We start from the raw sequence: 24,826 nt of genomic DNA, 5'->3' as shown, positions 1-24,826 counted from the left end.
CTTTCGCCCTTCCACTGAACCCGTTCCGCTCCAGGAGTCACCATGGGCCCGTCCGGCCGCCTCGCCCGCACGATCACTGTCGTCGCCCTCACCCTCCTGCTGGCCGGCTGCTCGACGCTGTCCTCTGGGGCCGGTGGAGGGTCGGCGTCCGGAGACCTCGCCAGCATCGGCGACACCTCCTGGGTCGCCCTGCTCATCACCGTCGCCGTCGCGATTCTCGCCGGAGCGGCAGGGTTCATCGTGCGGAGGCGACGGAAGGCGCGCCCCGAGACGAGAATCGACCGGTTCTAGAGAGCGCGGACGGTCATCGGCGCGTCCAGTTGAAGGGTGTGGTCGTTGACACCTTCACGAGCCCGGATCGCTCGAGAATCGGCCGGGAGTCTTCGGTCGAGTCGCTGTGCACGAGCTTCTTGTCCGCGTCGAGCGCCGACCGGGCTCGCGCGGCCGTCAGCGCCCGGTAGATCCCTCGACCCCGGTAGGCCGGAAGCGTCGCACCGCCCCAGATGCCGACGAAGTCCGTGCCCGGCACGGGTTCGAGCCGGCCGCCGCAGACCATCGCTCCGTCGGTCTCCGCCACCCAGAGTTCCATCCCGTCACCGCGCTCCAGTCGCGCGACCAGGGCATCCGCGATCCGAGTGTCGACGCTGTCGCCGAATGCTTCGTCGACCATGGCGCTCATCGCCCGCACCTCGCCCTCGCTGGCAACGCGACGCAGGGTCACGCCGCTCGGCACGGGGGCGTTCTCGCACAGTGCATCGAGGGGTCCGATCATGATGGACTCGGGTTCGTCCGGTTCGAATCCGTTGGCGACCAGGGCTTCCCGGAGCCCCGGTGCGCGGTCGTGCCCGCGGGTCTTCCACTCGACGCCTGAGATCTCGGGATCGGCCCGGAAGTGCTCCAGGCCGTCTGCGACGAGTTCGGCCATCCGGCCTGCATCAGCGTCTCCGAGGTCGCGGTAGGTGATGAATCCGCGGCCGCCAGCGAACGTGACGAGGCGCAGCGGACCCAGCCGCGTCACGCTGACCGCGCTCGGCGTTTCGGCGTCGGTTCGCAACTGTTCGTCGTAGGCGCGGAGGTACTTTTCGGCTGAAGTCATAGACGTCAGGCTAACGCGGGCCGCAGGCACCATCCGGGCGAGAGCCGACCCTTGAATATTGACTATCGATACAGAGCGCGCGATCTTCGATATGCTCTCCCCATGACCGGGTTTGTCGATGTGTTCCTCCGCGTGTTGCTCGTCGCGCTCTTCGGTGCGTGTGTCGCTGTGCAGGTCTGGGCGGGCTCGCTGGCCGCGCCGATCGTCGGGGGTGTGTCCGGTGTCGTTTTGGTCTGCCTCATCGTCGCCGGTGCGCTGTGTGTCGAGGCCGTGCTGATCAGCGTCTGGATGCTCGCGGGCATGGTTCGCGACACGTCGATCTTCGACGCCCGCACCCGTGCCGACCGGTGGACCAACACGGCGATCGCCGCTCTCGGCCTCGCCGCCGTGTTCGCGGCCTGCGGGTTCGTCTACTTCCTCGTCAGCCAGACGCAGCCGTCGCACGAGGCCGAGGCGGTGCTGGCCGTGGTTGCAGCGGCGGCCGTGGGCGTGGCCGTCGCGCTGGCGCTCGTCGTGGTGGTCATGCGGCGTCTGTTGCAGACCGCGATCCAGTACCAGTCCGAACTGGCCGAGGTCATCTGATGCCGATCGTCATCAACCTCGACGTGGAACTTGCCAAACGCAAGATGTCCGTCACCGAACTCGCCACAGCGATCGACCTCGCCGTGGCGAACGTGTCGATCCTGAAGAACGGGCGCGCCAAAGCGATCCGGTTCACCACCCTCGACGCGATCTGCGAGGCGCTCGGCTGCCAGCCCGGTGACATCCTCAGCTACGTGCCCGACGAATGACTCGCGACGGGAAGCCCCTCCTGGCGGGCGTCGTCGCTGCTGCGCTCTGGATGCTCGTCAACGGGCTGAACATCGCGCTGACCTTCAAGAGCACACTGCCGTCGTCGCTTGCCGACCTCGTGTTCCCCGCCGCGGTCCGCTCGGTGACCTGGGTCTCCGATCCGCCCTGGAACGTCGTCACCCCCATCGTGTCCGCCGTGGCGGTCGGCGCGCTGATCGTCATCGCTTCGCGACTGGCAGCGGGCCGGTTTCCGGGCGCGGAATCCGGATCGGATCGCGTCACCAGTCGCTTGAGCCGCACGGTGACAGCGTGGTTCACAGCCCTCCTCGCGGCCGCCCTCGTGGGCTTCGCCCTGGCCCTCGGGCAGACTCTCCACGACTGGCCGCCGAGCCGCGTCTGGAACGCGTTCGACGGCTTCCCCGACGCCATCCGGTCGGGCGTTCTCTGGGGCCTCGTGTGGGGCTGGATCCCGGCCGTGCTGCTCGCCGGGGCGGATGGAGCCGGGCTCTCGTCCCGGGCATCCGCGCGGAAACTTGGGCGTGTCTCACGGATGCTCGTCGGGGCGGTCGCTGCGGTGTCCGTTCTGGGAGTGGTCGTCTCGTCATCGCTCACGGGGTACAGCGTGCCCGCCGATCCGTCCGACCCCGCACCGATCGTTCAGCCGACGGGACCCGCCGTTCCGCTGGTCGCTGAGGGATCACCCGTCGTCGACCCGCAGTGGTGCAGCGACGACCAACTCGCCCTGGAGGCCGGCGCAGTCGATGGTGCGGCCGGCCATCGTTCCCTCCAGCTGCTGGCGACCAACCACACCGGGGTCGACTGCGTGCTGAACGGGTATCCCGACCTCGCGTTCGCCGACGCGAACGACTTCCTGCTCGCCCTGCACCTCGTGCACGGCGGATCCTTCACCTCCGATGACCCGGGCCCTGCCCCGATCATCCTGAGTGCCGGCCAGTCGGTGACCGCCCGGCTCGGCTGGGATGCCCAACCCAGGGACCCCGACCACACGGTCGCCTACCTCCACCTCGCCCCGTACCCCGGCGCGGAACGGGTGGCGCTGCCGATGACCGGCGATCTCATCCAGAATGCCGACGTCGCGGTCACAGCCTGGGCGTCCGCCTGTCGAAGCAGTCCCACCGCCTGCTGACCCCGAGCGCCCGGCTGCCCATGCAGAGCGTATGCAAGTACTTGCGAAAGCGGTAAGTAGTTGCGATGATGGGACCAGGCGAAAGGATCACGAATGGACACCACACCCACCATGACCGCCACGGAGGCCCAGCGCCTCCTCGACAAGGCAGATCGGCTGAGTCGCTCCGCGCACAACGCCACCCGCTGGCCCTACATCGCATTCATTCTCGCGCTCGGCGTGGCGACGTCGATGGGAACGTTCGCGATGGCGTTGACCGCAGGAGACGCCTTCGGGCTCGCCTACGTCGGCACGCTCGCTGTGGTGTTCGCGCTCCTGATCTTCTTCATGGCGAGTATCCAGGGCCGATCGGCGTTCTCTCGCAGCCGCCGCTGGACGGGGTACATCGTGAGCTGGTTCATCGCGTACGCTGCGGCACTCGCCGTCGCCATCTGGGCGCACGGATCTGTTCTCCTGGCCGGCATCGCATCCGGACTCGTGCTCGTGGTGGCGATGATTTGCGCGGCACGCGAGGCTCGTTCGTGACCGCCCTCGAGCAGCATCCACGGCACCGGCTCGATGATCTTCTGCAGAACCCCGTTCGCTTCTCGATCGTGGCAGCGCTCGACCGCGCTGGCACGCTCGGATTCGGGGAGGTGCGGGACGCGGTCGAGATCACCGACTCGGCGCTGAGCAAGCAGGTCTCGTCGCTGGAGTCCGCGGGGTACCTCTCCGTGGGCAAGTCGTTCGTCGGCAAGATGCCGCGCACCTCCCTCACCCTCACCCGTCTGGGGCGCTCCGCCTGGGCGGCCCATCTGGCAGCGCTCCGGGAGATCGCCGGCGAACCGAATCGGTAGGTGGGCCGCGAAGGGGACGTCAGCGGTGGCGTCTGCCCGGTCGTACGACCAGCGAGAGCAGCGCTGTGAGCGCGGAGGCGGCGAGCACGATCCACGTGATCGCCGCGGTGCCCGAGGCGCCGACCGCAATGCCGGCCGCGAGTGTGCCGGTGCCGATTCCGAGAGTCATGCCGCTGACGATCCAGCCGTTCGCCTCCGTGAGGGCGGCAGGCGCGCTGAGCTGCGAGACGCGTTCGAAGACCTGGCCGAGCGTTGGAGGGAGCATCAGTCCCGAGATGCCCGCGGCGAGGAGGTAGGCCCACGTCGGCAGTGCCGTGACGGCGAGCGGGAGGTACCCGACAGCGAGAAGAGTGCCGCAGAGGGTGAGCAGACGTGCGGGCGTCGAGCCGAGCGGCCGGATCCCGACCACCGTCGCGCCGACCAGGGCACCGACAGCGTTCACGGCGAGGATCCACCCGGCGAGCCCGGGGAGCCCTGTGCCTGATCGAGCCGCCTCGGAGGCGGTCGCGACGATGGTGAGTGCCCCGACGGGGAGGCCGATGCCGAACGTGAAAACGGTGACCCGTGCGATGGCGGGCATCAGGATGGGCGACCGCACCCTGGCGGACCGGGTGAGGTCGCTCTGCCGATCCGTCGAAGCGGCCCACGGAGCAGGATTGAGGATGAACGCGAGCGCACCGATCAGGCCCAGCCCGCCGGCGAACAGCAGGTTGCCGATCGGGCCGAAGAGGGCGATGCCGGCGACCGTCAGCAGGGGACCGACGATGAAGATGATCTCCTGGGCCCCGGCATCCAGGCTGAAGGCCGCTTTCAGTTGCGGGCCCGGGCGCACCAGGCGCGGCCACAGTGCGCGGAGGGCCGGCTCGAGCGGCGGTGTGAAGAGCCCCGCGGCTGCGGCCAGTGCCACGGCGGCTCCCGGCGCCGGGTCGAGCGTCAGTGCCATGCCGGTGAACGCCAGGAAGCTCAGGACGCCGCTGATGGCGAGAACAGCGACCTGGCCGAGCCTGTCGATGAGCCGGCCCAGAAGCGGCTGTCCCGCCGCGCCCGCTATGACGTAGACCGCCGTGATGAGCCCGGCGAAAGCGAAGTCCCCGCTCGTGGACCGCACGAGCTGCACGATCGCGAGCGCCGCCATCGCACCGGGGAGCCGCCCGAGGAGCGACGTGAACAGGAGGTACCCGGTGTGGCGGGCCCGGAGCACCGAGACGAGTGGGTAGGACGAGCTTGTCATACAGGTCAGTCTGACACATACATATGATTGGATGGCCACGTGAAAGTTCTGAGGGGCCCCATCACTCCGCGGCCGGGAGTACCGCTTCGCGTGGAGGTCTACGACCGCATCGCGGGCGCCGTGCGTTCGGGTGCCCTGCCACCGGAATCGCTGCTCCCGAGCGAGAGCGAACTCGGCGACGCGATGGAGGTCAGCCGCACCGTCGTGCGGGAAGCACTCCTGCTGCTCGAAGAGGACGGGCTCCTTCGATCCCGTCGGGGGATCGGCCGTGTCGTCGCTGCCGCCCAGCCGCCCGTCGGCTTCGAGCGGCTGCGCCCGATGGAGCAGATCCTGGCCGACCGGTTTCCTGACCTCTCGCTCAGCCGCACCGAGGTGACGCTGCAGCAGGAATCGGCGTCGTTCATCGCCGAAGGCCTCGGCACCGCGCCCACGTCGCCGAGCCTGTTCATCGAGACCCTGCTGTCGAGCAACGGAGATCCGCTCGCCCTGGTGCAGGAGCATCTGCCGGCAGGCGGGAACCTCCGCGCTTTCGGCGCACAGGTAGAGCGCACCGTCGAGAACCTCGATCGGGAGCTCACCTGCCTCGGCGCCCTGACGGCCGAGCTCGGGCCGGCCCTGGGCGCTGGCCGCTCAGAGCTGAGCGTGGGCACGCCGGGGGTGGTTCGCGCGAGGCTGCTGGGGATGCGCCCCACCTCGCCTGTTCTGATCGTGACTCAGACGGTGCATCTGAGCTCCCGGCCGCTCTACCTGGCCAAGATCATCCTGCGCCCAGAGGCAGGGCCGCTCGAGATCCGGCATACGGCGGGGCGAGGGCGTCCCTCGGCGTGAGCGATGTGGATTTAGGCTGAGCGGATGGCTCCTGCAGCAGTTCCCGATCTCGCCGTCTTCGACACGACCGGGCTGGAGCGTCTCCCGCCGGCGAAGGAGATCGAGCGGTACTGGGCGGCTGACAACCCGGCGCTCTGGCAGAAGCGTCTACGAACCAGCGTCACGTTTCTCGCCGCGGCCACGCTTGTGGTCGGTTTCGCACTCAACACGCTGGTGCTGCTGGGGCTCCGGGTCTTCCAGGCCGATTCGTTCCTGCCGACATCCAGGTCCCGCTTCGTGGTGTTGTTCCTGCTGTTCGCGGGCGTCGCGCTCGTGGTCGCTCCGATCGTGGGGCTCCTGCCGTACCGGCGGCTCGACTATCAGCTGACCGGGCTGTTCCTGCTCCGCCGGTTCGCGCGCGCCAATCGGATGCGCGTGAAGCTCGAGTGGGAAGCCTCCGTCGCGAGCGTGCGGGCGGCCGGCACCTCGGTGCCGGGTTTCCCCGGCACGATGTTCGCTCCTCCCGGAGGCCGGGCCGTCGTCGTTGCGCCGCTCCTGGTGTCAGACAGCCCGCGTGTGCGCGTTGGGCACGTGCAGTACTTTCTTTTCTCCGAACGGGCGAGAACCCAGGACTGGGTCTTCGCGGAGATCCCGCTTCCGCGGTCGATGCCGAACATCTGGCTGCATTCGCAGCGCAGCGGGGCCGCTATGCCGTTCTCCGTCGCTGGCGGTGAACGGGTGCGACTCGAGGGCGACTTCGACAGACATTTCGACACCTACGCCCGCGAAGGAGCCCAGCAGGAGGCGCTCTACGTTCTGACGCCCGATGTGATGGCCCTCCTGATCGACAACGCCTCCCGTTTCGACGTCGAGATCGTGGATGACCGGCTCTACCTCTACACGCGGGGTTACTTCGACGTGCTCATCGATCCGAGCTGGTGGCAGGCGGTGGCCGATGTGATGAACACGGTCGGCCGGAAGGTCACGCGCTCGGCTTCGCGGTACGGCGGCCCCCGTGGCACGAGCGGCGCCGGCGAGCAGGTCCAGCGCATCCAGACGCGAGCGACCGTATGGCGGCGGATCACGCAGGCCGCGGGTCTCATCGTGCTGCTCGGTGGCCCGGCGGTTCTGTTCGTGGTGGCAGCGCAGACGCACGCATAGCGGCTGTGTGGTGCTCCCGGAGGATGCCCGGGGGGAGCTCGACACGATCGGCGGTCGAAACTAGGCGGGCACCCGCACGTCGAGCGCGCTCGGTTCCACCCAGGCGTTGAAGGCCGTGGCACGACCGAAAGCGTCGCCGTCGAGCTCGATCTCCTCGGGCCGGGACAGGCGGGCCGTGAACTTCTTCACGGTGCTGTACTCGAGTTCGTGGTCGTTGCGGTGCTCGCCGACGAGAGTCCGGCCGAGCTTCGTGCGACGCACCACACCGTTGACCCAGGCGACCTTCGTCCAGATGCGGAGCCAGCCGAGCACGCCGCCCGGCCGCATGACGAGGAGGTCGAGCGAGCCGTCGTCGACGACAGCGTCGGGCATGAGCAGGATGTTCGCCGGCAGTGACCCGCAGTTGCCGATGATGAGCGTGTTCGCCTTCTCCCGCACCACCGGCCCGTCATCCTTCCGGAATCGAAGGTGCAGCTCTTCGGGGTCGCGGAGCGAGGTCACGATGGCACGGACGTACGCCGCCCAGCCGGCTTTCGCCTTGAGGTCGTCGTCGGTGTTCTGGATCATCTTCGCGTCGATGCCCATGCCGGCCATCACAACGAAGACGTGCCTGTCCCGTTTGCCGCCCTGCCTCTCGATGTCGATCACTCCGAGGTCGATCGACCGGTTCGTGCCCGTGAAGGCGGTATGCACGGAGTGCTCGAGATCGTTCAGGGTGAGATCCAGGTTGCGGGCGAGGAGGTTGCCGGTGCCCGACGGCAGGAGTGCGAGCGCGACTCCGCTGCCCCGCAGGGCTTCCGTCACCGCACGGACGGTGCCGTCGCCGCCCGCTGCGAGCACGAGGTCGACACCCGCCTCGAGAGCTTTCTTCGTGGCATCCTGGCCCACATCCTCGACGGTGGTCTCGAAGAAGAGCGACTCGCCCCAGCCTGCAGCGGAGGATTCGGCGGCCACGATCGTCTTCAGCAGGTCGACATCGACCTTGATCGGGTTGTAGACAACAGCGGCTACTCGGGTGGCGGCGGGGGTGGCGTCGGGCACGCGGGTCTCCTAGAGGTCGTCGAATTCTTCAGTGTAGGCAATCGGATCTGCGGGGCCCGCCACATTGGTGCTCCGCAGGCGGGCGGTGTGCCGGTCGAACTCGGCCACCAGGGCGTCGTCGACCAGCTCGGCGTGCTCGCTGTACTCGGACGCCGAGATGATCTGGCTCGCCGGGCCGACCAGCAGTCGCACGCTGCCGATGGTGCCATTGTCGTGCAGGCACGGGATGACGACGGTCTCCGACCCAGTGCTGGCCGCAAGGGCCCCGGCGTAGTCGAGCAGCGCCCTGGCGATCTCCGATCCTGTCAGGATCGAATCGCCCGAATAGTGGATTCTGTCCATGCACTCTTTTGTACCCCACGAACGGTATCTGCCCCGAGGCTTGCGCCATGGGTGCAGATGCCCTAGGCCCCCGCCTCCGCTCGTTCGGCCTCGGACCGCAGCACGCAGAACTCGTTGTCTTCGGGATCGGCGAGCACGACCCATCCGGTGCCCGGCCCGTACTTTCCGCGAAGATCGGCGACAACCGAAGCGCCCCGGCTCACCAGGGCGTCGACCTCCTCCTGCTGCGGGAGGTGACGAGGTCGGAGGTCGAAGTGGATCCGGTTCTTGCCGGCACGCTGTTTCGTCTCGACGGCGTCGGGTGTCTCGACGAAGAGAAGCATCTGGCCCGACTCGGGATCGCGGATCATGCACTCCTCGTCTCCCGGCCCGTTGGGGTCGTCGGCGAGGTCGGTGTAGCCGAGCGTGGCCTTCCACCAGGTCGAGAGGGCGTAGGCGTCGGTGCAGTCGACGGTGGTGTGCGAAATGAAGGAGGACATGACGAACACCCTGCCCCCGAATGCGCATGGTCGCAACGGGAACGGTCGGGTCCGCGTCGGTCGTCGCGGGGGCATCCGTTAAGGCGTTCTTCACCTGCTGTCTCCGAGCGCTCTGCGGCCCGTACGCGCCCTCCTCCTAACGTGTGGATGTCGCCCCGGTGGCCCAGCAGCCTGCACTCCCACGCGGGCACCACCAGCGATGTACCGGAGGAATCTTGTTCACTTTTCGTCGCAGCACGATGGGAATCGCCGCACTCGCGGTCGCTGCCCTCGCGCTGACCGCCTGCTCCTCGACCGCCTCGACCACCGGCGGTTCTGCCTCTGCCGTCGACGCCAAGACCGCCACCAGCGCCTCGGCGTTCGGCGACCTCGACGGGCTCGCCGCCGCGGCCAAGGCCGAGGGATCGCTCAACGTCATCGCCCTCCCCGACGACTGGGCCAACTACGGCAAGATCATCGAGGCCTTCAAGGCGAAGTACGGGATCACCGTGAATTCGGCGAGCCCCGATGCATCCAGCGCCGAGGAGATCACCGCGATCACAAGCCTCGCCGGCCAGGACACCGCACCCGATGTGGTGGATGTCGGCCCGGCGGTCGCGCTCGCCAACACCGACAAGTTCGCTCCCTACAAGGTGTCCGCCTGGGGCGACATCCCCGACGAGAACAAGGAGTCGACCGGCCTCTGGGTCAACGACTACACCGGTCTCATGTCGATCGGCTACAACTCGAACGTCATCAAGACCGCCCCGGCGAAGCTCGACGACCTGCTCGGTGCCGACTACAAGGGCAAGGTCGCGATCAACGGCGACCCGACCCAGGCCGGCGCAGCCTTCGCCGCTGTCGGACTCGCCGCTGTGCAGTCGGGTGGAACGCTCGACGACTTCCAGCCCGGGATCGACTTCTTCCAGAAGTTGAACAAGGCCGGCAACTTTCTCACGGTCGACCCGACGCCGGCCACGATCGCCTCGGGCGAGACCGCGGTCGTCTTCGACTGGAGCTACAACAACCTCGCGGCCGCAGCGGCGACCCCGGGCTGGAAGACCACGATTCTGCCCGGCACGGCCTACGGCAGCTACTACAACCAGGCGATCAGCAAGGACGCCCCGCATCCCGCGGCCGCCCGCCTCTGGCAGGAGTTCCTCTACAGCCCGGATGCTCAGAACCTGTACCTCGCAGCGGGAGCGTTCCCGGTGCTGCTCAGCTCGATGACGACGGCTGGCACGGTGGATGCCGCAGCTGAGGCCGCGGTCGGCAAGATGCCCGACACCTTCGTCTCGCCGACCTCCGACCAGAGCACCGCTGCCGCCGCTCTTCTGTCGACCAACTGGGCCGCGGCGATCCAGTAAGCAGAGGAACGCCTCCACACCATGACGAAGAAGCTCGCCGTTCTCGGCCTCACACCGTTCGCGCTGTACGTTCTGCTGTTCCTTGCGATCCCCTCGGTGCTGGCGATCACGACGGGCTTCTTCGACAAGGCGGGGGCGTTCACCCTCGACAACGTGGGTGCGCTCTTCTCCCCCCAGATCCTGCAGACCTTTCTCAGCTCGTTCTGGGTCTCAGGCGTCACCGCCGTGATCGGGGCCGTGGTCGGAGCACTCGTCTGCTACGCCCTGCTCGGCACCAGGCCTGACGGGCCGCTCCGATCAACCGTCAATTCGGCCTCCAGCGTGCTCGCGCAGTTCGGCGGGGTGATGCTCGCCTTCGCGTTCATCGCGACGATCGGCGTGCAGGGCGTCATCACGGTCTGGCTGAAGGATGCCGGATTCGACATCTACGGCGACGGCGTCTGGCTCTACCAGGTGCCTGGCCTGCTGCTTCCCTACCTCTACTTCCAGGTGCCGCTCATGGTCATCACGTTCATGCCCGCGCTCGAGGGCCTGAAGCCGCAGTGGGCCGAGGCCAACTCCAGCCTGGGCGGCAGCCGGTTCACCTACTGGGTGCGGATCGCCGGCCCGATCCTCCTGCCGTCGTTCCTCGGCAGCCTGCTGCTGCTGTTCGCCAACGCGTTCTCGTCGTATGCGACGGCCGCCGCGCTGATCAGCCAGGGTTCGCAGATCGTTCCGCTGCAGATCCGGTCGGCGCTGATCAGCGAGACGGTGCTCGGGCGCGCGAACATGGCGGGCGCTCTGGCGTTCGGGATGATCGTGGTGATGGTCGTGCTCATGTTCGGCTATTCGCTGCTGCAGTCGCGCACGGCGAGGTGGCAGCGATGAGCGGGGCGCGGGTGGATGCCCGTGGTACCGCACCACGGGCCCGCACGGGCGCACCACGGGTGGGGGCGGCGCCCTCGCGGCTGACCCGCACGATCATCCTGAGCCTCGTCGGGCTCGTGTTCGCGATCCCGATCGTGGCGATGATCCAGTTCACCTTCCGCGACGGGTTGAGCGGTTCGTACACTCTCAGCCACTGGACGGGTCTCACCGACCCGGCTGTCAACACGAAGTACGCGCCGCTCGTGACGGCGCTCGGCAACTCCGGTGTGCTGGTCGTCGTGACCGTGCTGCTGGTGCTCGTTCTGCTGTTGCCCACCATGGTGCTCGTCGAGCTGAGCTTTCCGCGGCTGCGGCGCGTGCTGGAGTTCGTCTGCATCGTGCCCATCACCGTGCCGGCGATCGTGCTGGTCGTCGGCCTGGTTCCCGTGTACAGCGTGGTCGTGAAGGTCACCGGCAGCTCGATCTGGTCGCTCGGCTTCGCCTACGGGGTGACCGTGCTGCCGTATGCGTACCGCGCCATCCAGGCGAACCTCGGAACGGTCGACGTCATCACGCTCAGTGAGGCCGCGCGGTCGCTCGGGGCGGGCTGGGCCACGGTGCTCTTCCGGGTCATCCTGCCGAACCTGCGGCGCGGGATGCTCGCGGCGGCCTTCATCTCGGTCGCTGTGGTGCTCGGGGAATTCACGATCGCGTCGCTGCTCAATCGCGTCAACCTCCAGACGGCGCTGGTGCTGATCTCGAAGAGCGACCCGTACGTCGCGGTCATCTTCTCGCTGCTCGCGCTCGGCTTCGCTTTTGTCCTCCTGCTGCTCATCGGCAGGCTCAGCACCGTCGGCGTCGGCCGAAGAAAGAATTGACACCCGTGACCTCTGTCGCTTCATCCGCTCACGCCGGCGCCGCCGCTGCCACCACCGCCGCCTCAGCTGGGCCAGTGCCGAGCGGAGGCGCATCCGTCGAGCTCATCGACGTGGTGAAGGACTACGGCACCGGCACGCTCGCCCTGGACTCGCTGAACCTGCACGTGCGTCCGGGCGAATTCGTGGCGCTGCTCGGCCCCTCGGGCTGCGGCAAGACCACGGCCCTCCGCTCGGTGGCCGGGCTCGAGAGCGTCACGAGCGGCGGCGTCGCGATCGGCGGGGTCGACGTGACCGACCAGCCGACGAACCGGCGTGACCTCGGCATGGTCTTCCAGTCGTATTCCCTGTTCCCTCATCTCGACGCCGCGCGGAATGTCGAATTCGGGCTCCGGATGCGCAAGGTTCCCGCGACTCTCCGCCGCACGCGGGCGCTCGAAGCCCTCGAGATGGTCGGCCTGGGCGGCTTCGGCGATCGCTACGCCCACCAGCTGTCCGGCGGGCAGCAGCAGAGGGTCGCGCTCGCCCGCGCGCTCGTGACGCGGCCGCGCGTGCTGCTGCTCGACGAGCCGCTCTCGGCGCTCGACGCCAAGGTGCGGGTGCAGCTGCGGGACGAGATCCGGCGCATTCAGACCGAACTCGGAATCACCACCCTGTTCGTGACGCACGACCAGGAGGAGGCGCTGGCGGTGGCCGACCGGGTCGCCGTGATGCGCGCCGGCACGATCGAGCAGATCGGCACCCCCGAGAGTCTCTACACCCAGCCCGCGACGACATTCGTGTCGGAGTTCGTGGGTCTCAGCAACCGCCTGCCCGGGGTGGCGTCGGGCGGCTACGCCCTCGTGTACGGGGTCGAGCTGCCCCTGCTCGACCCGACGGTGGCGCCGGGACCGGTGACGGTGTACGTGCGGCCCGAGGACCTCGAGATCGTGTCGCCGGGCACCTCGGCTGTGGCGGCGGATCCGCTCAGTGGCACTCCCGCCCTGACCGGCCCCGCTCCGGTGCTCGTGGGCACGGTCGTCTCGACCAGCTTCCTCGGCTCGATCCGCCGCTCCACCGTGCGTCTGCCCGACGGGGTTCTCGTCGACGTGCAGCACGGGGTGGGCGTGCGACCCGCCACGGGCGAGCAGGTGCACCTGCGCTTCGGCGGCGCCTGCGTGTCGGCCACGCCCGCGGCCTGACCCCTCCGCCTCCGCGAAAAGACCCGAACTGTCCCAACCGGGTCGCGGTGGCGCGATTCGGGTCCCATGACGGGAGCCCGCCGCGGGGTTCACCCATCGGGGGGTGCACGCCACTGCCCGCGGGTCGCTTGTCTCAGCCTGCGCGCCCGCGCAGCCCGTCGTGCTGCCGGCGGGCAGCGCAGCGGGCGGACAGCTCGCCGCCACGGGCAGCGATGCGGAGCCTTGGGCGCTCCTCGCGGCTCTGCTCGCGTTCCTCGGCGCGCTGGGCATCGTGGCCGCTCGCCGGCGAGTGCGGCACTCGCGGCGTCAGTCCCCCGACCCGGCGAGGGCCGCCCTGCTGGGATACTGGCTGTCGTGCGTCGCAACGCGTATCTCGCACACCGCACTGCCGAACGCAGCACCCCGCACCAGACAGCCGGAGGATCCACCGTGACCATCGCACCCGACCGCCGCTGGATCACCGAGGCCATTCGCGAGCTGAAAGCCGACAGCACCCGGAGCGCCGACACGCACCTGCTGCGCTTCCCCGTACCGGCCGATTGGGGCGTCGACCTGTACTTCAAAGACGAGTCGTCGCATCCGACGGGCTCCCTCAAGCACCGCCTCGCCAAGTCGCTGTTCATCTACGGCCTCGTCGGCGGGCGGATCGGTGCGGGCACGACGGTGGTCGAGGCATCCAGTGGCTCGACCGCCGTGTCTGAGGCCTACTTCGCCCGGATGCTCGGGCTCGACTTCGTGGCCGTGATGGCGGCCTCGACCAGCCGCCGCAAGATCGAGCTGATCGAGGGCTATGGCGGCCGATGCGTGCTGGTTGCGACAGCCGGCGAGGTGTACGCCGAGGCCGAGCGCATCGCGCGGGAGTCGAGCGGCTACTACCTCGACCAGTTCACGAACGCAGCCGTCGCGACCGACTGGCGCGGGAACAACAACATCGCCTGTTCGATCTTCGAGCAGATGGCGGGGGAGCGGCATCCCGAGCCCACCTGGATCGTCTCGGGCGCCGGCACCGGCGGCACCACAGCGACCATCGCCCGCTACGCCCGGTACGCCGGAGTCGCCACGCGCGTGGCGGTCGGCGACCCCGAGGGGTCGGTCTTCGAGGAGGCGTGGCGAACCGGGCGAACGGATGTCACGGGGCGAGGCTCCCGCATCGAGGGCATCGGGCGGCCGCGCGTGGAGCTCTCGTTCCTGCCGTCGGTGATCGACTGGGTGCAGACGGTGCCGGATGCGACGTCCATCGCCGCGATGACCGTGGTCTCCGACGTGCTCGGCCGGGCGCCCGGCCCCTCGACGGGCACGAACCTCGTGGTGGCGCTCGACCTGGCCCGGGACATGGTGGCGCGCGGCGAGACCGGCAGCATCGTCACGCTGCTCTGCGACGGCGGCGACCGCTACTCGGACACGTACTACGACGCGGGCTGGGTGGCGGCGCAGGGCTTCGACGTGGCACCGCCCCTCGAGGCGCTCCGCGAGCGCCTCGCCCGCTGACGCGCTCGCTGACGCGCTCGCTGACGCGCTCGCTGACGCGCTCGCTGACGCGCTCGCTGACGCGCTCGCCGAGCGGCGTCATCCGTGCCCCCGCGCGCCGCGCTGACCCCGCGTCGCCAGGGAATCGCGCCCATTTGTCGCCTTCGCGCGTGCGCGCGCAGGCGCGGAAGCGACAAACGTGCGCGGAAGCGTGCGACTGCGGTGATGCGGCGGCGCGGCCGCCCGCCCCGCCGCCGCCCGCCCCGCCCCTCCGCTTCATCGACTGGGGAGTTCCGGTCGGTAAGCCATCCCCGAACCGACCGCAACTCCCCAGTCGATGGCCGTTGGCTGCGACCGCAGCGGGCGGCGGCGGCGGCGGTGGGACGGGGAAGGAAGGAGGCGCGCGTACGCTGGGAGCAGAGCGACGAGAGGGCGATGACGTGCGGCACGAGATCCACCTGGCGGGGTACGGCATCCGGCTCGAACCGGTGACGACGGCGCACGCCGAGGCGCTGCAGGCCCTCACCGACGACGCGCTCTGGGCGGGGATGACGTCACCACGGCCCCTGGATGCCGACGCCTACGCCGCACACATCGACGCCCAGCTCCAGGCGCCCGGCACATTCGCCTTCGTGCTGCTCGGCGACGACGGAACCGTGCGCGGCACCACGAGCTTCTACGAGTACTCGGCTGCGCAGCGACGCATCGAGGTCGGCAGCACCTGGTACGGCCGGGAGTTCTGGGGCGGACGCACCAATCCCGCGGCTAAACGCCTGCTCTTCGGCCACGCGTTCGACGAGCTCGGTGTCGCGAGGGTGGCGCTTCGCTGCGATGCGCGCAACACGCGGAGCGCCGCCGCCATCCAGCGTCTCGGAGCGGTGCCGGAAGGGGTGCTCCGCTCGCACCGTTCCTCGCCCGACGGCAGCCGCGGCGACACGGCCTACTTCTCGGTGCTCGAGGCGGAGTGGCCGGACGTGCGCCGCGGCCTCGACGAGCGCCTCGGTGAGCTCCTCGACGAGCGCCCGGCGTGAGGGCCGTGACAGCCGCCCACCTGCACGGCCGACGGGTGACCCGCCTGCTCGCCGTCGCCGCCGGTGTGTCGGCCTTCGCTCTCGTCGCCCTGGTCTCGCTCGCGCCCCCTCCGCAGGCTCCGGGTTCGAGCGACGCCTACGGCTACGTGCAGACCAGCGCCCAGGGGTCGCTGCAGATCGTGACGGTTCCCGGGGATGCGGCAGGGGTGACGGTGACCCGCGACGACTATTCGGCCACGGCGGGGGTGAAGACTCTCTCCGCCGGAAGCACCAACAAGGACTGGGCCACGCTCGTGCTGTTTCTCGCCGGGTTCCCGATGACCGAGTCGAACGTGACCGTGATGATGCGCTGGATGCGGCAGGAGAACGGTCCACCCGACTGGTGGAACCGCAACAATCCGCTGAACAACGGCTGGGGCTCGGGCGGCGGCAGCGGCTTCGGCAGCTACGACACCCTGGTCACCGCGGCGGCGAACTGCGCGGAGGCCCTGCACAGCGTGGGCGGCTATTCGGCGATCGTCGCCGGGTTCGCCGCCTCGGCTCCGACGGCCCAGATCGAGAGCGCCATCTGGGCGTCACCGTGGGCGTCGAGCCACTACGCGAACGGGGCACACTGGTCGTACACACCGGTGCCGGTCATCGCTTCGCCGCCCGGCACCTGGTGAACGCCGACGGCATTCCTGCCCGGAACGGCGGGTGAGTCACGCTGTGCGGAGGTCTGCGACGGCGCTCTCCGAGGTGAGTGACGCGATCGGCCCCCGCCAGGTATGCGGGCATCGCAATCGCGCTGCCCCTCGGTGCCGCGTAACGCGGGCGGCAGACGCAGCACGATCGAGGAGAGCCTACGGAGTGGAGTCGCCGGAGGGAGCATCCGGAGCATCCGGAGCATCCGTGGTGTCGGGCGCGCCCCGCTTCTTCTTCTGGAACCGCTTTCCCGTTTCGAGGTCGACCGCGATGAGCCCGGTGGGAAGGTTCGACAGGTCGCGGGCGATCACCGTGGTCTCCTCCGAGTCGGGCAGCCGGATGCCCACCGGGTAGTGCTCGCCGGCCAGGATCAGGTCGCTCCGGCGCTCGAGCGTCTGGCCCTTGAAGAAGGCGGGGCTCCGCCAGCGCATGATCAGCATCAGGATGACGCCCAGCACGAGAGATCCCACGCCGACGACCGCAACCGCACCGATGCCGAAGATCGTCACGTTCTCGTCGTTCTCGTCGGTCAGCCAGTCGGGCAGCGCGTACTGGATGAGGCCGAAGACGAAGACGGCTGTGAGCATGAGCCCGCCGAGCAGCGGTATCACCCCGCGCATCATGAAGTCGCGGAACGTCGCCGTGAGCGTGCGGCGGTAGTACCAGACGCAGGCGAAACCCGTGAGGCCGTAGTAGAACGCGATCAGAAGCCCGACCGATCCGATCAGCGCACTCAGCAGCGTGGGTGAGATGAGGGTGAACAGCAGGTAGAACGCGGCCGAGATGATGCCCATGCCGACCGTCGACCAGGTCGGGGTGAGGAACTTCGGGTGGATCTTCGCGAAGCTCTCGGGAACCGCTTTGTAGACAGCCATCGAGAGCGCGGTTCGGGCCGTCGGCAGGATCGTGGTCTGCGTCGACGCCGACGCCGACGTCAGGATCGAGATGTAGAGCAGCGCCAGCATGATGCCGCCGAATGCCGAGTCGCCGAACAGGTCGGGGCCGATCGCGCTGAAGACGTCGCTGGCGTTCTCAGGGTTTCCGAGGCCCACCCCGTCGGTTCCCACACCGGCGAAGGCGATGGTGGCGACGGCTACCAGGGCGTAGGTCACGAGCAGCAGCAGGGTCGAGATGATGGCGGCGCGACCGGGGGTGCGGCCCGGGTCGTCGCTCTCCTCGTTGATGGAGACGGCGGTGTCCCAACCCCAGTAGATGAAGACGGCGGTGAGGATGGCCGGGGCGATCACCGTACTGAAGTCGAGGTCGAACGGCAGGAACCACGAGATATCCGGAGTCAGGGAGTAGCTCTCGGCGGTGCCGGTGTAGACCTTCACCAGCGCGAACACGGCGAAGACGACGAGGATCACGACCTCTATGCCGAGAAGAGCATATTGGAGCCGGGCGGAGACCTCGATACCGCGGTAGCAGATGTAGGTCATGATGGCGATCCAGGCGAGACCCGCCACCGTGGACCAGAACACATCACCGGAGAGGGCGCTGATCGCGTCGTCGTTGAAGAGCTTGCCGACCAGGGTGAACGAGTACGACCCCGCGATCTGCGCGAGGTTCGCCATGACGATCACGTCGGCGGCGATGATGCCCCAGCCGCCCATCCATCCTGTCTTCGGTCCGAACGCCCGCGAGGCCCAGGTGAAGGTGGTGCCGCAGTCGGGTTCGGCCTTGTTGAGTTCCTGGTAGGCGACGGCGATGAAGTACATCGGCACGAAGGCCAGCAGGATGATTCCGGGAGACTTCACTCCGGCGAGCAGTGAACCTCCGGAGGCGACGATGAAACCGAGACTCGCGGCCAGCGAATAGGCCGGGGCGGTCGAGGCGACGCCCACCACCACGCTGCCGACGAGACCGAGGGCGCCACCCTTCAGCCCCTTGCTCTCGACATCGGTGCTGCCTCGTGCGGGGGCTGTTGTCATCGGGCACCACTCTCTTTTGGCGGTTCACCGGTGTCACCGGGATAGACAGACAGTAGTGCCCGCAGGCACCTTCGCGCCAGTCTTCGGAGGTCTGCGTGTCAAAACGCTTCGGAATCGGTGGCAACCGGATCCATCACGGCCGGAAAGCGTCGTCTGGGAAAAGTGCACAGAACCGGCGCGGTGCGCCGAGGATTCCCTACGCCTGGAAGGCCGAACTCGGCAGATCCTTCTCGTCGGCGACGATCGCCTGCACGATCCGGTCTGCGACAGCGTCGGGGTCGAGGCCTGCGGGAAACGCGGGCGCGGTGCCGGCGAGCGGATGCCGCGACAGTTCGGTCTCGGTGTGCCCGGGCCTGGCATCCAGAACCCGCACGCCCGCCCGCCGGAGCTCCCGGGACGCCGCCTGCACGAAGGCGGCCAGACCGGCCTTCGAGGCGGAGTAGGCCGCCATGCCGGCCGTGGGGGACTCGGCGACGATGCCGCTGATCGTCACGACGAACGGCTTGCGGTCGGCGGCGGCGGATTCCGCCAGCCGCGGGAGTGCACTGCGGATCAGCCGGATCGGCGCTGTCGTGTTCACCGCGAAGAGCGCATCGAGGGTCTCGTCGTCGAGATCGCCGACGGGCCCGAACGCCACGGCGCCCGCTGCGATCACGATGCCATCGAGGTGCTCGGGATGGGCGGCAGCGGCGGCCAGCAGCAGGGAATCCGCCGATTCGGGCGCCCGCAGGTCGGCCAGGAAGGCATCGGGACCGGCCAGCGTCGCGGGGTTGCGCGCGGCGCGCACCACGGTCGCGCCCGCATCCGACAGGCGGCTCGCGATCCTGCCGCCGAGTCCGCCCGACGCTCCGAGCACCAGCACCACTGCACCTTCGAGGTTCGTCATGCCCCGAGCGTAGCCGCGCGCGCTGGGATGGCGGCACCCCTTGCGGAGGGCGCCGGTTGCCGCCGCTCGGGCGTGGGTTGCCGTGGAATGATGGACGGTTGCTGCCGCCGGTGCGTGTGGTTACCGCGACGCCGTGGCAGCCGCAACGGTCTGGGCAACGAGGGTCGGCACGTCGGCGTCGATCGAGAGGCTGATGCCCCGTTCATCCGGGTCCAGAGGCTCGAAGGCGGCGAGCTGGGAATCCAGGAGAGCGGCCGACATGAAGTGGTTCGTGCGGGCGCCAAGGCGTTTCTCGAGCAGGCTGCGCGAGCCGGTCAGAGTGACGAAGAAGGTGTCGGGAGCGGCCTCCCTGATGGTGTCGCGGTAACGGCGGCGAAGGGCGGAGCACGCCAGCACGAGGCCGTCGTTGCGGCCCTGCTGCAGTTCTACCCCGATGCGCACGAGCCACGGTGCGCGATCCTCGTCGGTGAGCGGTGTGCCGCCGGCCATCTTGGCGACGTTCTCGGCCGAGTGCAGGGAATCGGCGTCGGCGAACGGGATACCGAGCTGCTCTGCGACGGCGAGACCGATGGTCGACTTGCCGGCGCCCGACACGCCCGCGACAACGATGAGCGGCGTCATTCGGAGTCTCCCATGGGCTGAAACCCTACCGGCTCGAGCCGGGTGGATGCCGTTCGTTCCAGCTGCGTTCGCACCCGGCGAAGACCCCGGTCGGCGGATGCTGCGCGGCGGATGACCGCGAAATGGTGTCGGAGCACGGGGGTGTCGAGCTCCCGGATCACCACCCCCGGCGGCAGGGCGGCGACGCCGAGGCGGGGGATGAGGGCGACGGCTCCGACGGATGCGACGAGCGAGAGTTGCACGCTGAAGTCGGTGGCCCAGGCGACGGCCCGCGGTTCGAAACCGGCGATGCCGCAGGCGCGTTCCACCATTTCGCGGCAGGACCATTCGCGGTGCGGGAGAACCCAGTCGTGCCGGGCGAAGGCGGCGAGGTCGACGGGGGCTGGTGCTGTGGCGGGTGTTGGTGCTGCTGACGTTGCGGTGGCGTCCGGTTCGGTTCCCCCGAGCATCCGGTCGTCTGAGCGCAAAGCAAGCACGACGTGTTCGCTGCCGAGCGGCGTGCTGATGAGGCCCTCAGACGTGAGCGGCGGCATGTTCGAGTACGAGTGCGTCACCGCAAGCTCCACCTCCCCGGCCGCCAGCGCGGGCAGGGAGATCGACGGTTCACTCTCGGTGAGGCGGAGCTGGATGCCCGGCTCGGCCGGCTCGGCCCTCTTCGTGGGCTTGGCCGGCTCGGCCGCCTCGGCCAGCGCGCGCCATGCCTCGGCGACATAGCTGCGGGCCGCCGTCGGGAACGCGCCGATCCGGTACGTTCCGCGGGAGCCCTCCCGGAGCGCTGAGGCCTCCATCTCGGCCACGGCGAGCAGGTCGCCGATGTCGCGAGCGTGCCGGGCCAGCACCCGTCCGGCGGGGGTCACCAGGATTCGTCGTCCGTGCCGCTCGGTCAGCTGCACGCCGACGTCCCGTTCGAGCGCCGCGAGCTGCATCGAGATGCCGGGCGCGGTCAGGTGCAGGGCGTCTGCGACGGCCGCGATCGTGCCTCGCTCGTCGAGTTCTGCGAGCATCCGGAGCTTTCTGACATCGAGCATCATCAATCATTACGATTGAGTGAACGAAAAGTAAATGGTGCTGAGTGATGCGGTCGAGCAGAATCGGATCATGACAGCAGCGAAGGTGGTGGGTGCGGGGCTGGCGGTGGTCGTTCTCTGGGCGAGCGCCTTCCCCGCCATCCAGGTCGCTACCCCCGAGCTCGGAGTGGTGGGACTCTCGGCCGCGCGTCTCGTGATCGCCGCCGCCGTGTTGCTGGTCGTGGCGCCGCTGATGGCGGTCCGGCTGCCCCTTCGGCGCGACCTTCCCCTGATCGTCGCCAGCGCATTCTTCGGGATGACCGCGTACCAACTGCTGCTGAACGCCGGCGAGCACACGGTTCCCGCGGGAACCGCCAGCATCATCGTGGTGGCCGCGCCCCTCGTCTCGGCGGCGCTGGCAGCCGTGCTGTTCGGAGAACGGTTGACGGCGCTCCGGATGATCGGCAGCGCGATCGCCCTGGCCGGCGTTCTGCTGGTCTGCCTCTCGCGGGCGGGGGTCAGCCTCTCGGCATCGGTCTGGATCGTCGTGGGCGCCATGCTCGTGCAGGGCATCTACCACCCGCTCACCAAGCCGCTGCTGCGCCGCTATTCCGGGCTCGAGGTCGCGACCTACGCGATGGTCGCCGGAACCATCATGACGCTGCCCTTCGTTCCCCTCGGCTGGCAGCAACTCAGCTCGGCGGCACCGGGGGCATGGCTAGCGGCCGGGTACCTCGGTGTCTTCCCGTCGGCGCTCGGGTTCGTGCTGTGGGGCTACGCCGTGGCGCGGCTCCCCGTCGTCACGTCGACGTCGCTGCTTTACCTCGTGCCGCCGGTCGCGGTGCTGATCGCGTACCTCTGGCTCGGCGAGGTGCCGACGGTGGTCGAGATGGCCGGCGGGGTGATCGTCATAGTGGGGGTGGTGGCCGTGAGCCGGGGTGGGCGCGCCGGGCATCCGGTGCCGCGCGAGGGCAGTGCGGACGTGCATCCGGAGCCGCGAGCGGGGAATGCGGTTGGTCATCCGGTGCCGCGCGCGGGGAGTGCTGGTGGGCATCCGGAGCCGTTGCCGACGCAGAAGGCGGGCACCCCGTCACCGGGGCACCCGCCAGTCGAAGCGTGATCCGAACGGATCAGGCCGTCGCGGTCGCGCGCACGCCCTTGGTCAGGTTCTCGACCAGCTCGTGCCTGTTCTGGCGCACCACGTACGCGGGCTGGTCGCGCTCGACCCGCCAGCTCTCCGAGAGCGGGCCGACGTTCACGGTGTCGAAGCCGAGCTCGTCGTAGAGGTTCGTCACGAGCTCGGCGGCCTCCTCGAAATCGCTTGCGGTCGCGAGTGCACGGCGGTTCTCGGTGCCGGCCGGTGTGCCGTCGGTGGTGATGTCATCCGACTTGATGTGGTTGAACCCCTTGGCGACCTTGCTGTCGGACAGGTGCCGCTGCAGCATGCTGGAGACGGTGTCGAGGCCGTTGTCGAGGGCGGCGATGCGGCCGTCGCGTTCGAAGTAGTAGTTGTTCGTGTCGATCACGATCTTGCCGGCGAGCGGTGCGACGGGCACGGACTCGTAGGCCTTCAGTGGAACCGTCACGACGGCGAAGTCGCCGGCCTCGGCGGCTTCCGCGGCGGTGGAGGCGCGGGCCTTCGGGCCGAGGTCGGCCACGAGGTCGGCGAGCGTCTCCGGACCGCGCGAGTTGCTGATCACGATGTCGTAGCCTGCCGCGATCGCCGCGCGTGCGACCTGGCTGCCGATGTGTCCTGCTCCGATGATTCCGATTGTTGTCATGTGAGAAGTAACAGCACGGGGGTGTGTGGCTATTCCCGTTCGACCCTCCAGCCAGGCGCCCCCGGACTTCTCTGGGTGCCGGCCGGGGGGTCGGTGCCCGCCGGGGTGTCGGTGCACGCCGGCGGCGGTGCGGTACCGTGTCGGCATGGCAGAGTCGGGCGGGCCTTCGGGTGCAGAGTCGGGTGGGCGGGGCGGGTTCGCGGTGCGCCTCGATGCGTCCGGTTCGGAGCCGCCGTTCGAGCAGGTGCGACGCCAGGTCGCCGAGGCTGTGCAGTCGGGCATCCTGGTTCCCGGATCCAAGCTCCCCACGGTGCGCGCCCTCGCCGAGGAGCTCGGGGTGGCCGTGAACACCGTGGCGCGGAGCTACCGCGAACTCGAGGCGGACGGCATCATCGAGACCCGGGGCCGCAGCGGATCCTTCGTGGCTGCATCGGGCGACCCGCGGATGCGCGAGGGCCACGCGGCGGCCCTCGCCTTCGCCCAGAGGGCCCGGCACCTGGGCTTCGACGCCGACGAGGCGCTCGACCTCGTACGGAGCGCGTTCCGCGCGTGAGTCCCGGGGCGCTACGCGTCGGCGGCGCGCCCGCGGAACGCCACCATGTTCATCCGGTTGCCGCAGCGCACGCTGCAGAAGCGCTTCGAACCGTTCCGCGACAGGTCGAGCAGCAGCCCATCGCAATCGTCGGCAGCGCACGCCCGCAGCCGCCCGTTCTCGTTCGAGCGGATCACGTCGACGAGAGCCAGTGCGACCTCCACCCGGATTCGCTCGGCCAGGGGCGCCTCGGGGTCCGTGGCGTGCAGGTGCCAGTCGAGCGTGTCGTGCCGCACGAGCTGCGGGAGTGCGCGCGCGTCGGAGAGCATCGCGTTCACTTCTGTGACCGCGTCGGTGCGGGCGAGCATCCAGACCCGGCGGAGCCTGGCGCGTGTGGCGCGCACCTCCGCGAGCTCGAGGTCGTCGAGGTCGATGCGGCCGGTGTACTGCCAGGAGGTCAGGATGGTGCCGAGCTGGAGGGGTGTTGCGAGCTCGTCGAGGCCGCTCTTCGTCGCGCCAGCGACAGTGTTCATGACGTCGACCGCGAAGCTCAGAGTGTCTTCGGTGTCAGGGGCAAAATGCAATTTGACTCCTTACTGTGAGCAACACTAGCGTCATGAAGAGGGTGTGAGCGAGAAGAGCGGTGAGGATGAGCATGGCGAAGACGTCGATGTCGAAGGGGCTCGCTGTCGCGATCCTCGCCGCGGCCACATTCGGAGCATCCGGGGCTTTCATCAAACCGCTGCTCGAGGCGGGCTGGAGCCCGGCCGCCGCCGTGACCGTGCGTGCCCTGATCGGCGGAATCGTTCTCCTTCCCTTCGCTCTCCTCTCACTTCGCGGACGCTGGTCGGCGCTCTGGCGCGGCCGCTGGCGGGTACTCGCGATGGCACTGGTGGGCGTCGCCGGCACCCAGTTGGTCTACTTCGCGGCCATCCAGCGCATTCCGGTCGGCACGGGCATCCTGGTCGAGTACATGGCGCCCCTGCTCCTGGTCGCGAGCGTCTGGGTCATCACCCGCCGCCGGCCCAAGGTTGTCGTTCTCATCGGATCGGTGATCGCGCTGGTCGGTCTCGTACTCGTGGTCTCGCCGGGCGGCGGCGGGCCGATGGATGCCCTGGGGATCATCTTCGCCCTCATCGCCATGGTCGGCTGCGCCCTCTACTACGTGATCGCCGCCCGACCCGCTGACGGCCTGCCCGCAGTGGCGCTCGCCGGATTCGGGCTGCTCCTCGGCGGAGTCGTGCTCGGGGCGGTCGGTCTCACCGGCGCCGTGCCGTTCACGGCCACCTTCGGCCAGGTCGGCCTGCTCGGCGGTGAAGCGCCCTGGTGGATTCCGCTGCTCATCGTCGGCGTCATCAGCACCGCGATCGCCTACGCGACGAGCATTGCGGCGAGTGGGATGCTCGGCTCCCGCCTGGCGTCGTTCGTCGGGTTGCTCGAGGTGGTCGCCGCCACGTTCTACGCCTGGCTCCTGCTCGGCGAAGCCCTCTCGGTGGGGCAGCTGATCGGCGGCGCGCTCATTCTGGTCGGCATCGGATTCGTGCGCTCCGAGAAGCAGGCGGCGGAACCGCTCGCGCCCGGCGCCTCCGACCCGCAGTTCGACGCCGAGCAGTTCGCCAAGGCGTAACCGGGCTCGCGGGGTCGCGGGCCGCGAAGGAGGGTGCGGTGAGATGGTGCAGCCGGGCATCCGCGAGCCGAAGGCAGCC

General features: G+C 69.1%; 30 protein-coding genes. 19 read left to right on the top strand and 11 right to left on the bottom strand.

Annotation, left to right across the window (positions count from 1 at the left end; translation table 11 throughout):
• Window positions 1-42 precede the first annotated feature (42 nt).
• Window positions 43-291, top strand: coding sequence for an LPXTG cell wall anchor domain-containing protein (locus B7R21_RS15150; protein WP_116284058.1), 249 nt, complete (start codon window positions 43-45; stop codon window positions 289-291).
• Between the two features lie 13 nt (window positions 292-304).
• On the opposite strand, the gene B7R21_RS15145 is transcribed toward B7R21_RS15150, so the two are convergent.
• Window positions 305-1,096 carry a GNAT family N-acetyltransferase gene (locus tag B7R21_RS15145; protein ID WP_116284057.1) on the bottom strand — a complete coding sequence of 264 codons (792 nt, stop codon included), beginning with the start codon at window positions 1,094-1,096 and terminating at the stop codon, window positions 305-307.
• 102 nt (window positions 1,097-1,198) lie between these two features.
• Between B7R21_RS15145 and B7R21_RS15140 the strand changes: the two genes are divergently transcribed.
• The 5 genes from B7R21_RS15140 (at window position 1,199) to B7R21_RS15120 (ending at window position 3,871) form a co-directional block, all read left to right on the top strand.
• Complete coding sequence (locus B7R21_RS15140) at window positions 1,199-1,678, top strand: DUF2975 domain-containing protein (protein ID WP_116284056.1); 480 nt, start codon at window positions 1,199-1,201, stop codon at window positions 1,676-1,678.
• Window positions 1,678-1,887, top strand: coding sequence for a helix-turn-helix domain-containing protein (locus B7R21_RS15135; protein ID WP_116284055.1), 210 nt, complete (start codon window positions 1,678-1,680; stop codon window positions 1,885-1,887). The genes B7R21_RS15140 and B7R21_RS15135 overlap by 1 nt, the downstream gene beginning before the upstream one ends.
• A complete protein-coding gene (locus tag B7R21_RS15130; RefSeq protein WP_116284054.1) occupies window positions 1,884-3,035 on the top strand; it encodes a DUF4232 domain-containing protein in 1,152 nt (383 codons plus the stop codon). Before B7R21_RS15135 ends, B7R21_RS15130 begins: the two co-directional genes overlap by 4 nt.
• A gap of 93 nt (window positions 3,036-3,128) precedes the next feature.
• On the top strand, window positions 3,129-3,560 hold the full coding sequence (locus B7R21_RS15125) for a chemotaxis protein CheY (protein WP_116284053.1): 432 nt from the start codon (window positions 3,129-3,131) through the stop codon (window positions 3,558-3,560).
• Window positions 3,557-3,871, top strand: coding sequence for a winged helix-turn-helix domain-containing protein (locus tag B7R21_RS15120; protein ID WP_116284052.1), 315 nt, complete (start codon window positions 3,557-3,559; stop codon window positions 3,869-3,871). The genes B7R21_RS15125 and B7R21_RS15120 overlap by 4 nt, the downstream gene beginning before the upstream one ends.
• Before the next feature lie 19 nt (window positions 3,872-3,890).
• Here B7R21_RS15120 and B7R21_RS15115 read toward each other — a convergent pair whose 3' ends face one another.
• Window positions 3,891-5,102, bottom strand: coding sequence for an MFS transporter (locus B7R21_RS15115; RefSeq protein WP_116284051.1), 1,212 nt, complete (start codon window positions 5,100-5,102; stop codon window positions 3,891-3,893).
• Between the two features lie 39 nt (window positions 5,103-5,141).
• Here B7R21_RS15115 and B7R21_RS15110 point away from each other — a divergent pair, with 39 nt between their 5' ends.
• Together B7R21_RS15110 and B7R21_RS15105 are read left to right on the top strand one after the other, a co-directional pair.
• Window positions 5,142-5,930, top strand: coding sequence for a GntR family transcriptional regulator (locus tag B7R21_RS15110; RefSeq protein ID WP_172592198.1), 789 nt, complete (start codon window positions 5,142-5,144; stop codon window positions 5,928-5,930).
• A gap of 24 nt (window positions 5,931-5,954) precedes the next feature.
• A complete protein-coding gene (locus B7R21_RS15105) occupies window positions 5,955-7,070 on the top strand; it encodes a hypothetical protein (protein WP_116284049.1) in 1,116 nt (371 codons plus the stop codon).
• A 60-nt stretch (window positions 7,071-7,130) separates the two neighbouring features.
• On the opposite strand, the gene B7R21_RS15100 is transcribed toward B7R21_RS15105, so the two are convergent.
• The 3 genes from B7R21_RS15100 to B7R21_RS15090 all read right to left on the bottom strand — a co-directional run bounded on the left by B7R21_RS15100 (window position 7,131) and on the right by B7R21_RS15090 (window position 8,932).
• Window positions 7,131-8,111: a diacylglycerol/lipid kinase family protein gene (locus B7R21_RS15100; protein ID WP_116284048.1), complete on the bottom strand. Its 981-nt coding sequence runs from the start codon at window positions 8,109-8,111 to the stop codon at window positions 7,131-7,133.
• A 9-nt stretch (window positions 8,112-8,120) separates the two neighbouring features.
• Window positions 8,121-8,453, bottom strand: a complete 333-nt coding sequence (locus B7R21_RS15095) for a hypothetical protein (protein ID WP_116284047.1) — start codon at window positions 8,451-8,453, stop codon at window positions 8,121-8,123.
• Window positions 8,454-8,515: 62 nt separating this feature from the next.
• The gene (locus B7R21_RS15090) at window positions 8,516-8,932 is read right to left on the bottom strand and encodes a VOC family protein (protein ID WP_116284046.1); all 417 of its coding nucleotides are present in this window, start codon (window positions 8,930-8,932) and stop codon (window positions 8,516-8,518) included.
• 239 nt (window positions 8,933-9,171) lie between these two features.
• Here B7R21_RS15090 and B7R21_RS15085 point away from each other — a divergent pair, with 239 nt between their 5' ends.
• The 8 genes from B7R21_RS15085 (at window position 9,172) to B7R21_RS15050 (ending at window position 16,343) form a co-directional block, all read left to right on the top strand.
• Window positions 9,172-10,278 (top strand): ABC transporter substrate-binding protein, encoded by a 1,107-nt coding sequence (locus B7R21_RS15085; RefSeq protein ID WP_172592227.1) that lies wholly within the window; start codon window positions 9,172-9,174, stop codon window positions 10,276-10,278.
• 21 nt (window positions 10,279-10,299) lie between these two features.
• Window positions 10,300-11,145 carry an ABC transporter permease gene (locus B7R21_RS15080; protein WP_116284044.1) on the top strand — a complete coding sequence of 282 codons (846 nt, stop codon included), beginning with the start codon at window positions 10,300-10,302 and terminating at the stop codon, window positions 11,143-11,145.
• On the top strand, window positions 11,133-12,002 hold the full coding sequence (locus tag B7R21_RS15075; RefSeq protein ID WP_253259839.1) for an ABC transporter permease subunit: 870 nt from the start codon (window positions 11,133-11,135) through the stop codon (window positions 12,000-12,002). Before B7R21_RS15080 ends, B7R21_RS15075 begins: the two co-directional genes overlap by 13 nt.
• A gap of 74 nt (window positions 12,003-12,076) precedes the next feature.
• Entirely contained in the window at window positions 12,077-13,180 is a 1,104-nt protein-coding gene (locus B7R21_RS15070) for an ABC transporter ATP-binding protein (RefSeq protein WP_116284284.1), read from the top strand.
• A 103-nt stretch (window positions 13,181-13,283) separates the two neighbouring features.
• Entirely contained in the window at window positions 13,284-13,613 is a 330-nt protein-coding gene (locus B7R21_RS15065; RefSeq protein WP_116284042.1) for an LPXTG cell wall anchor domain-containing protein, read from the top strand.
• The gene (locus tag B7R21_RS15060) at window positions 13,610-14,668 is read left to right on the top strand and encodes a PLP-dependent cysteine synthase family protein (RefSeq protein WP_116284041.1); all 1,059 of its coding nucleotides are present in this window, start codon (window positions 13,610-13,612) and stop codon (window positions 14,666-14,668) included. Before B7R21_RS15065 ends, B7R21_RS15060 begins: the two co-directional genes overlap by 4 nt.
• A 419-nt stretch (window positions 14,669-15,087) precedes the next feature.
• Window positions 15,088-15,678, top strand: a complete 591-nt coding sequence (locus B7R21_RS15055; protein ID WP_116284040.1) for a GNAT family N-acetyltransferase — start codon at window positions 15,088-15,090, stop codon at window positions 15,676-15,678.
• A gap of 5 nt (window positions 15,679-15,683) precedes the next feature.
• On the top strand, window positions 15,684-16,343 hold the full coding sequence (locus B7R21_RS15050) for a hypothetical protein (protein ID WP_172592197.1): 660 nt from the start codon (window positions 15,684-15,686) through the stop codon (window positions 16,341-16,343).
• Window positions 16,344-16,520: 177 nt separating this feature from the next.
• On the opposite strand, the gene B7R21_RS15045 is transcribed toward B7R21_RS15050, so the two are convergent.
• The 4 genes from B7R21_RS15045 to B7R21_RS15030 form a co-directional block, all read right to left on the bottom strand.
• Entirely contained in the window at window positions 16,521-18,293 is a 1,773-nt protein-coding gene (locus B7R21_RS15045) for an APC family permease (RefSeq protein ID WP_116284038.1), read from the bottom strand.
• Between the two features lie 196 nt (window positions 18,294-18,489).
• Entirely contained in the window at window positions 18,490-19,179 is a 690-nt protein-coding gene (locus B7R21_RS15040) for an SDR family NAD(P)-dependent oxidoreductase (protein WP_116284037.1), read from the bottom strand.
• A 120-nt stretch (window positions 19,180-19,299) separates the two neighbouring features.
• Entirely contained in the window at window positions 19,300-19,800 is a 501-nt protein-coding gene (locus tag B7R21_RS15035) for a gluconokinase (RefSeq protein ID WP_116284036.1), read from the bottom strand.
• Window positions 19,797-20,828 (bottom strand): LysR family transcriptional regulator, encoded by a 1,032-nt coding sequence (locus B7R21_RS15030; protein WP_172592196.1) that lies wholly within the window; start codon window positions 20,826-20,828, stop codon window positions 19,797-19,799. Before B7R21_RS15030 ends, B7R21_RS15035 begins: the two co-directional genes overlap by 4 nt.
• A 70-nt stretch (window positions 20,829-20,898) precedes the next feature.
• Here B7R21_RS15030 and B7R21_RS15025 point away from each other — a divergent pair, with 70 nt between their 5' ends.
• Window positions 20,899-21,927 carry a DMT family transporter gene (locus tag B7R21_RS15025; protein ID WP_116284283.1) on the top strand — a complete coding sequence of 343 codons (1,029 nt, stop codon included), beginning with the start codon at window positions 20,899-20,901 and terminating at the stop codon, window positions 21,925-21,927.
• 10 nt (window positions 21,928-21,937) lie between these two features.
• Here the strand turns inward: B7R21_RS15025 and B7R21_RS15020 are convergent, their stop codons facing one another.
• Window positions 21,938-22,735: an NADPH-dependent F420 reductase gene (locus B7R21_RS15020; protein ID WP_437184192.1), complete on the bottom strand. Its 798-nt coding sequence runs from the start codon at window positions 22,733-22,735 to the stop codon at window positions 21,938-21,940.
• On the opposite strand from B7R21_RS15020, the gene B7R21_RS15015 reads away from it, so the two are divergent.
• Entirely contained in the window at window positions 22,734-23,141 is a 408-nt protein-coding gene (locus tag B7R21_RS15015) for a GntR family transcriptional regulator (RefSeq protein ID WP_116284282.1), read from the top strand. The genes B7R21_RS15020 and B7R21_RS15015 overlap by 2 nt on opposite strands.
• Window positions 23,142-23,152: 11 nt before the next feature.
• On the opposite strand, the gene B7R21_RS15010 is transcribed toward B7R21_RS15015, so the two are convergent.
• Window positions 23,153-23,704, bottom strand: a complete 552-nt coding sequence (locus B7R21_RS15010) for a CGNR zinc finger domain-containing protein (protein ID WP_253259838.1) — start codon at window positions 23,702-23,704, stop codon at window positions 23,153-23,155.
• 65 nt (window positions 23,705-23,769) lie between these two features.
• Between B7R21_RS15010 and B7R21_RS15005 the strand changes: the two genes are divergently transcribed.
• A complete protein-coding gene (locus B7R21_RS15005; protein ID WP_367379408.1) occupies window positions 23,770-24,747 on the top strand; it encodes an EamA family transporter in 978 nt (325 codons plus the stop codon).
• Window positions 24,748-24,826 lie beyond the last annotated feature (79 nt).

This window comes from Subtercola boreus (genome assembly GCF_003399625.1).
In the GTDB taxonomy this organism is placed as follows: domain Bacteria; phylum Actinomycetota; class Actinomycetes; order Actinomycetales; family Microbacteriaceae; genus Subtercola; species Subtercola boreus_C.
This window is presented reverse-complemented; position numbering and strand designations above follow the sequence as displayed.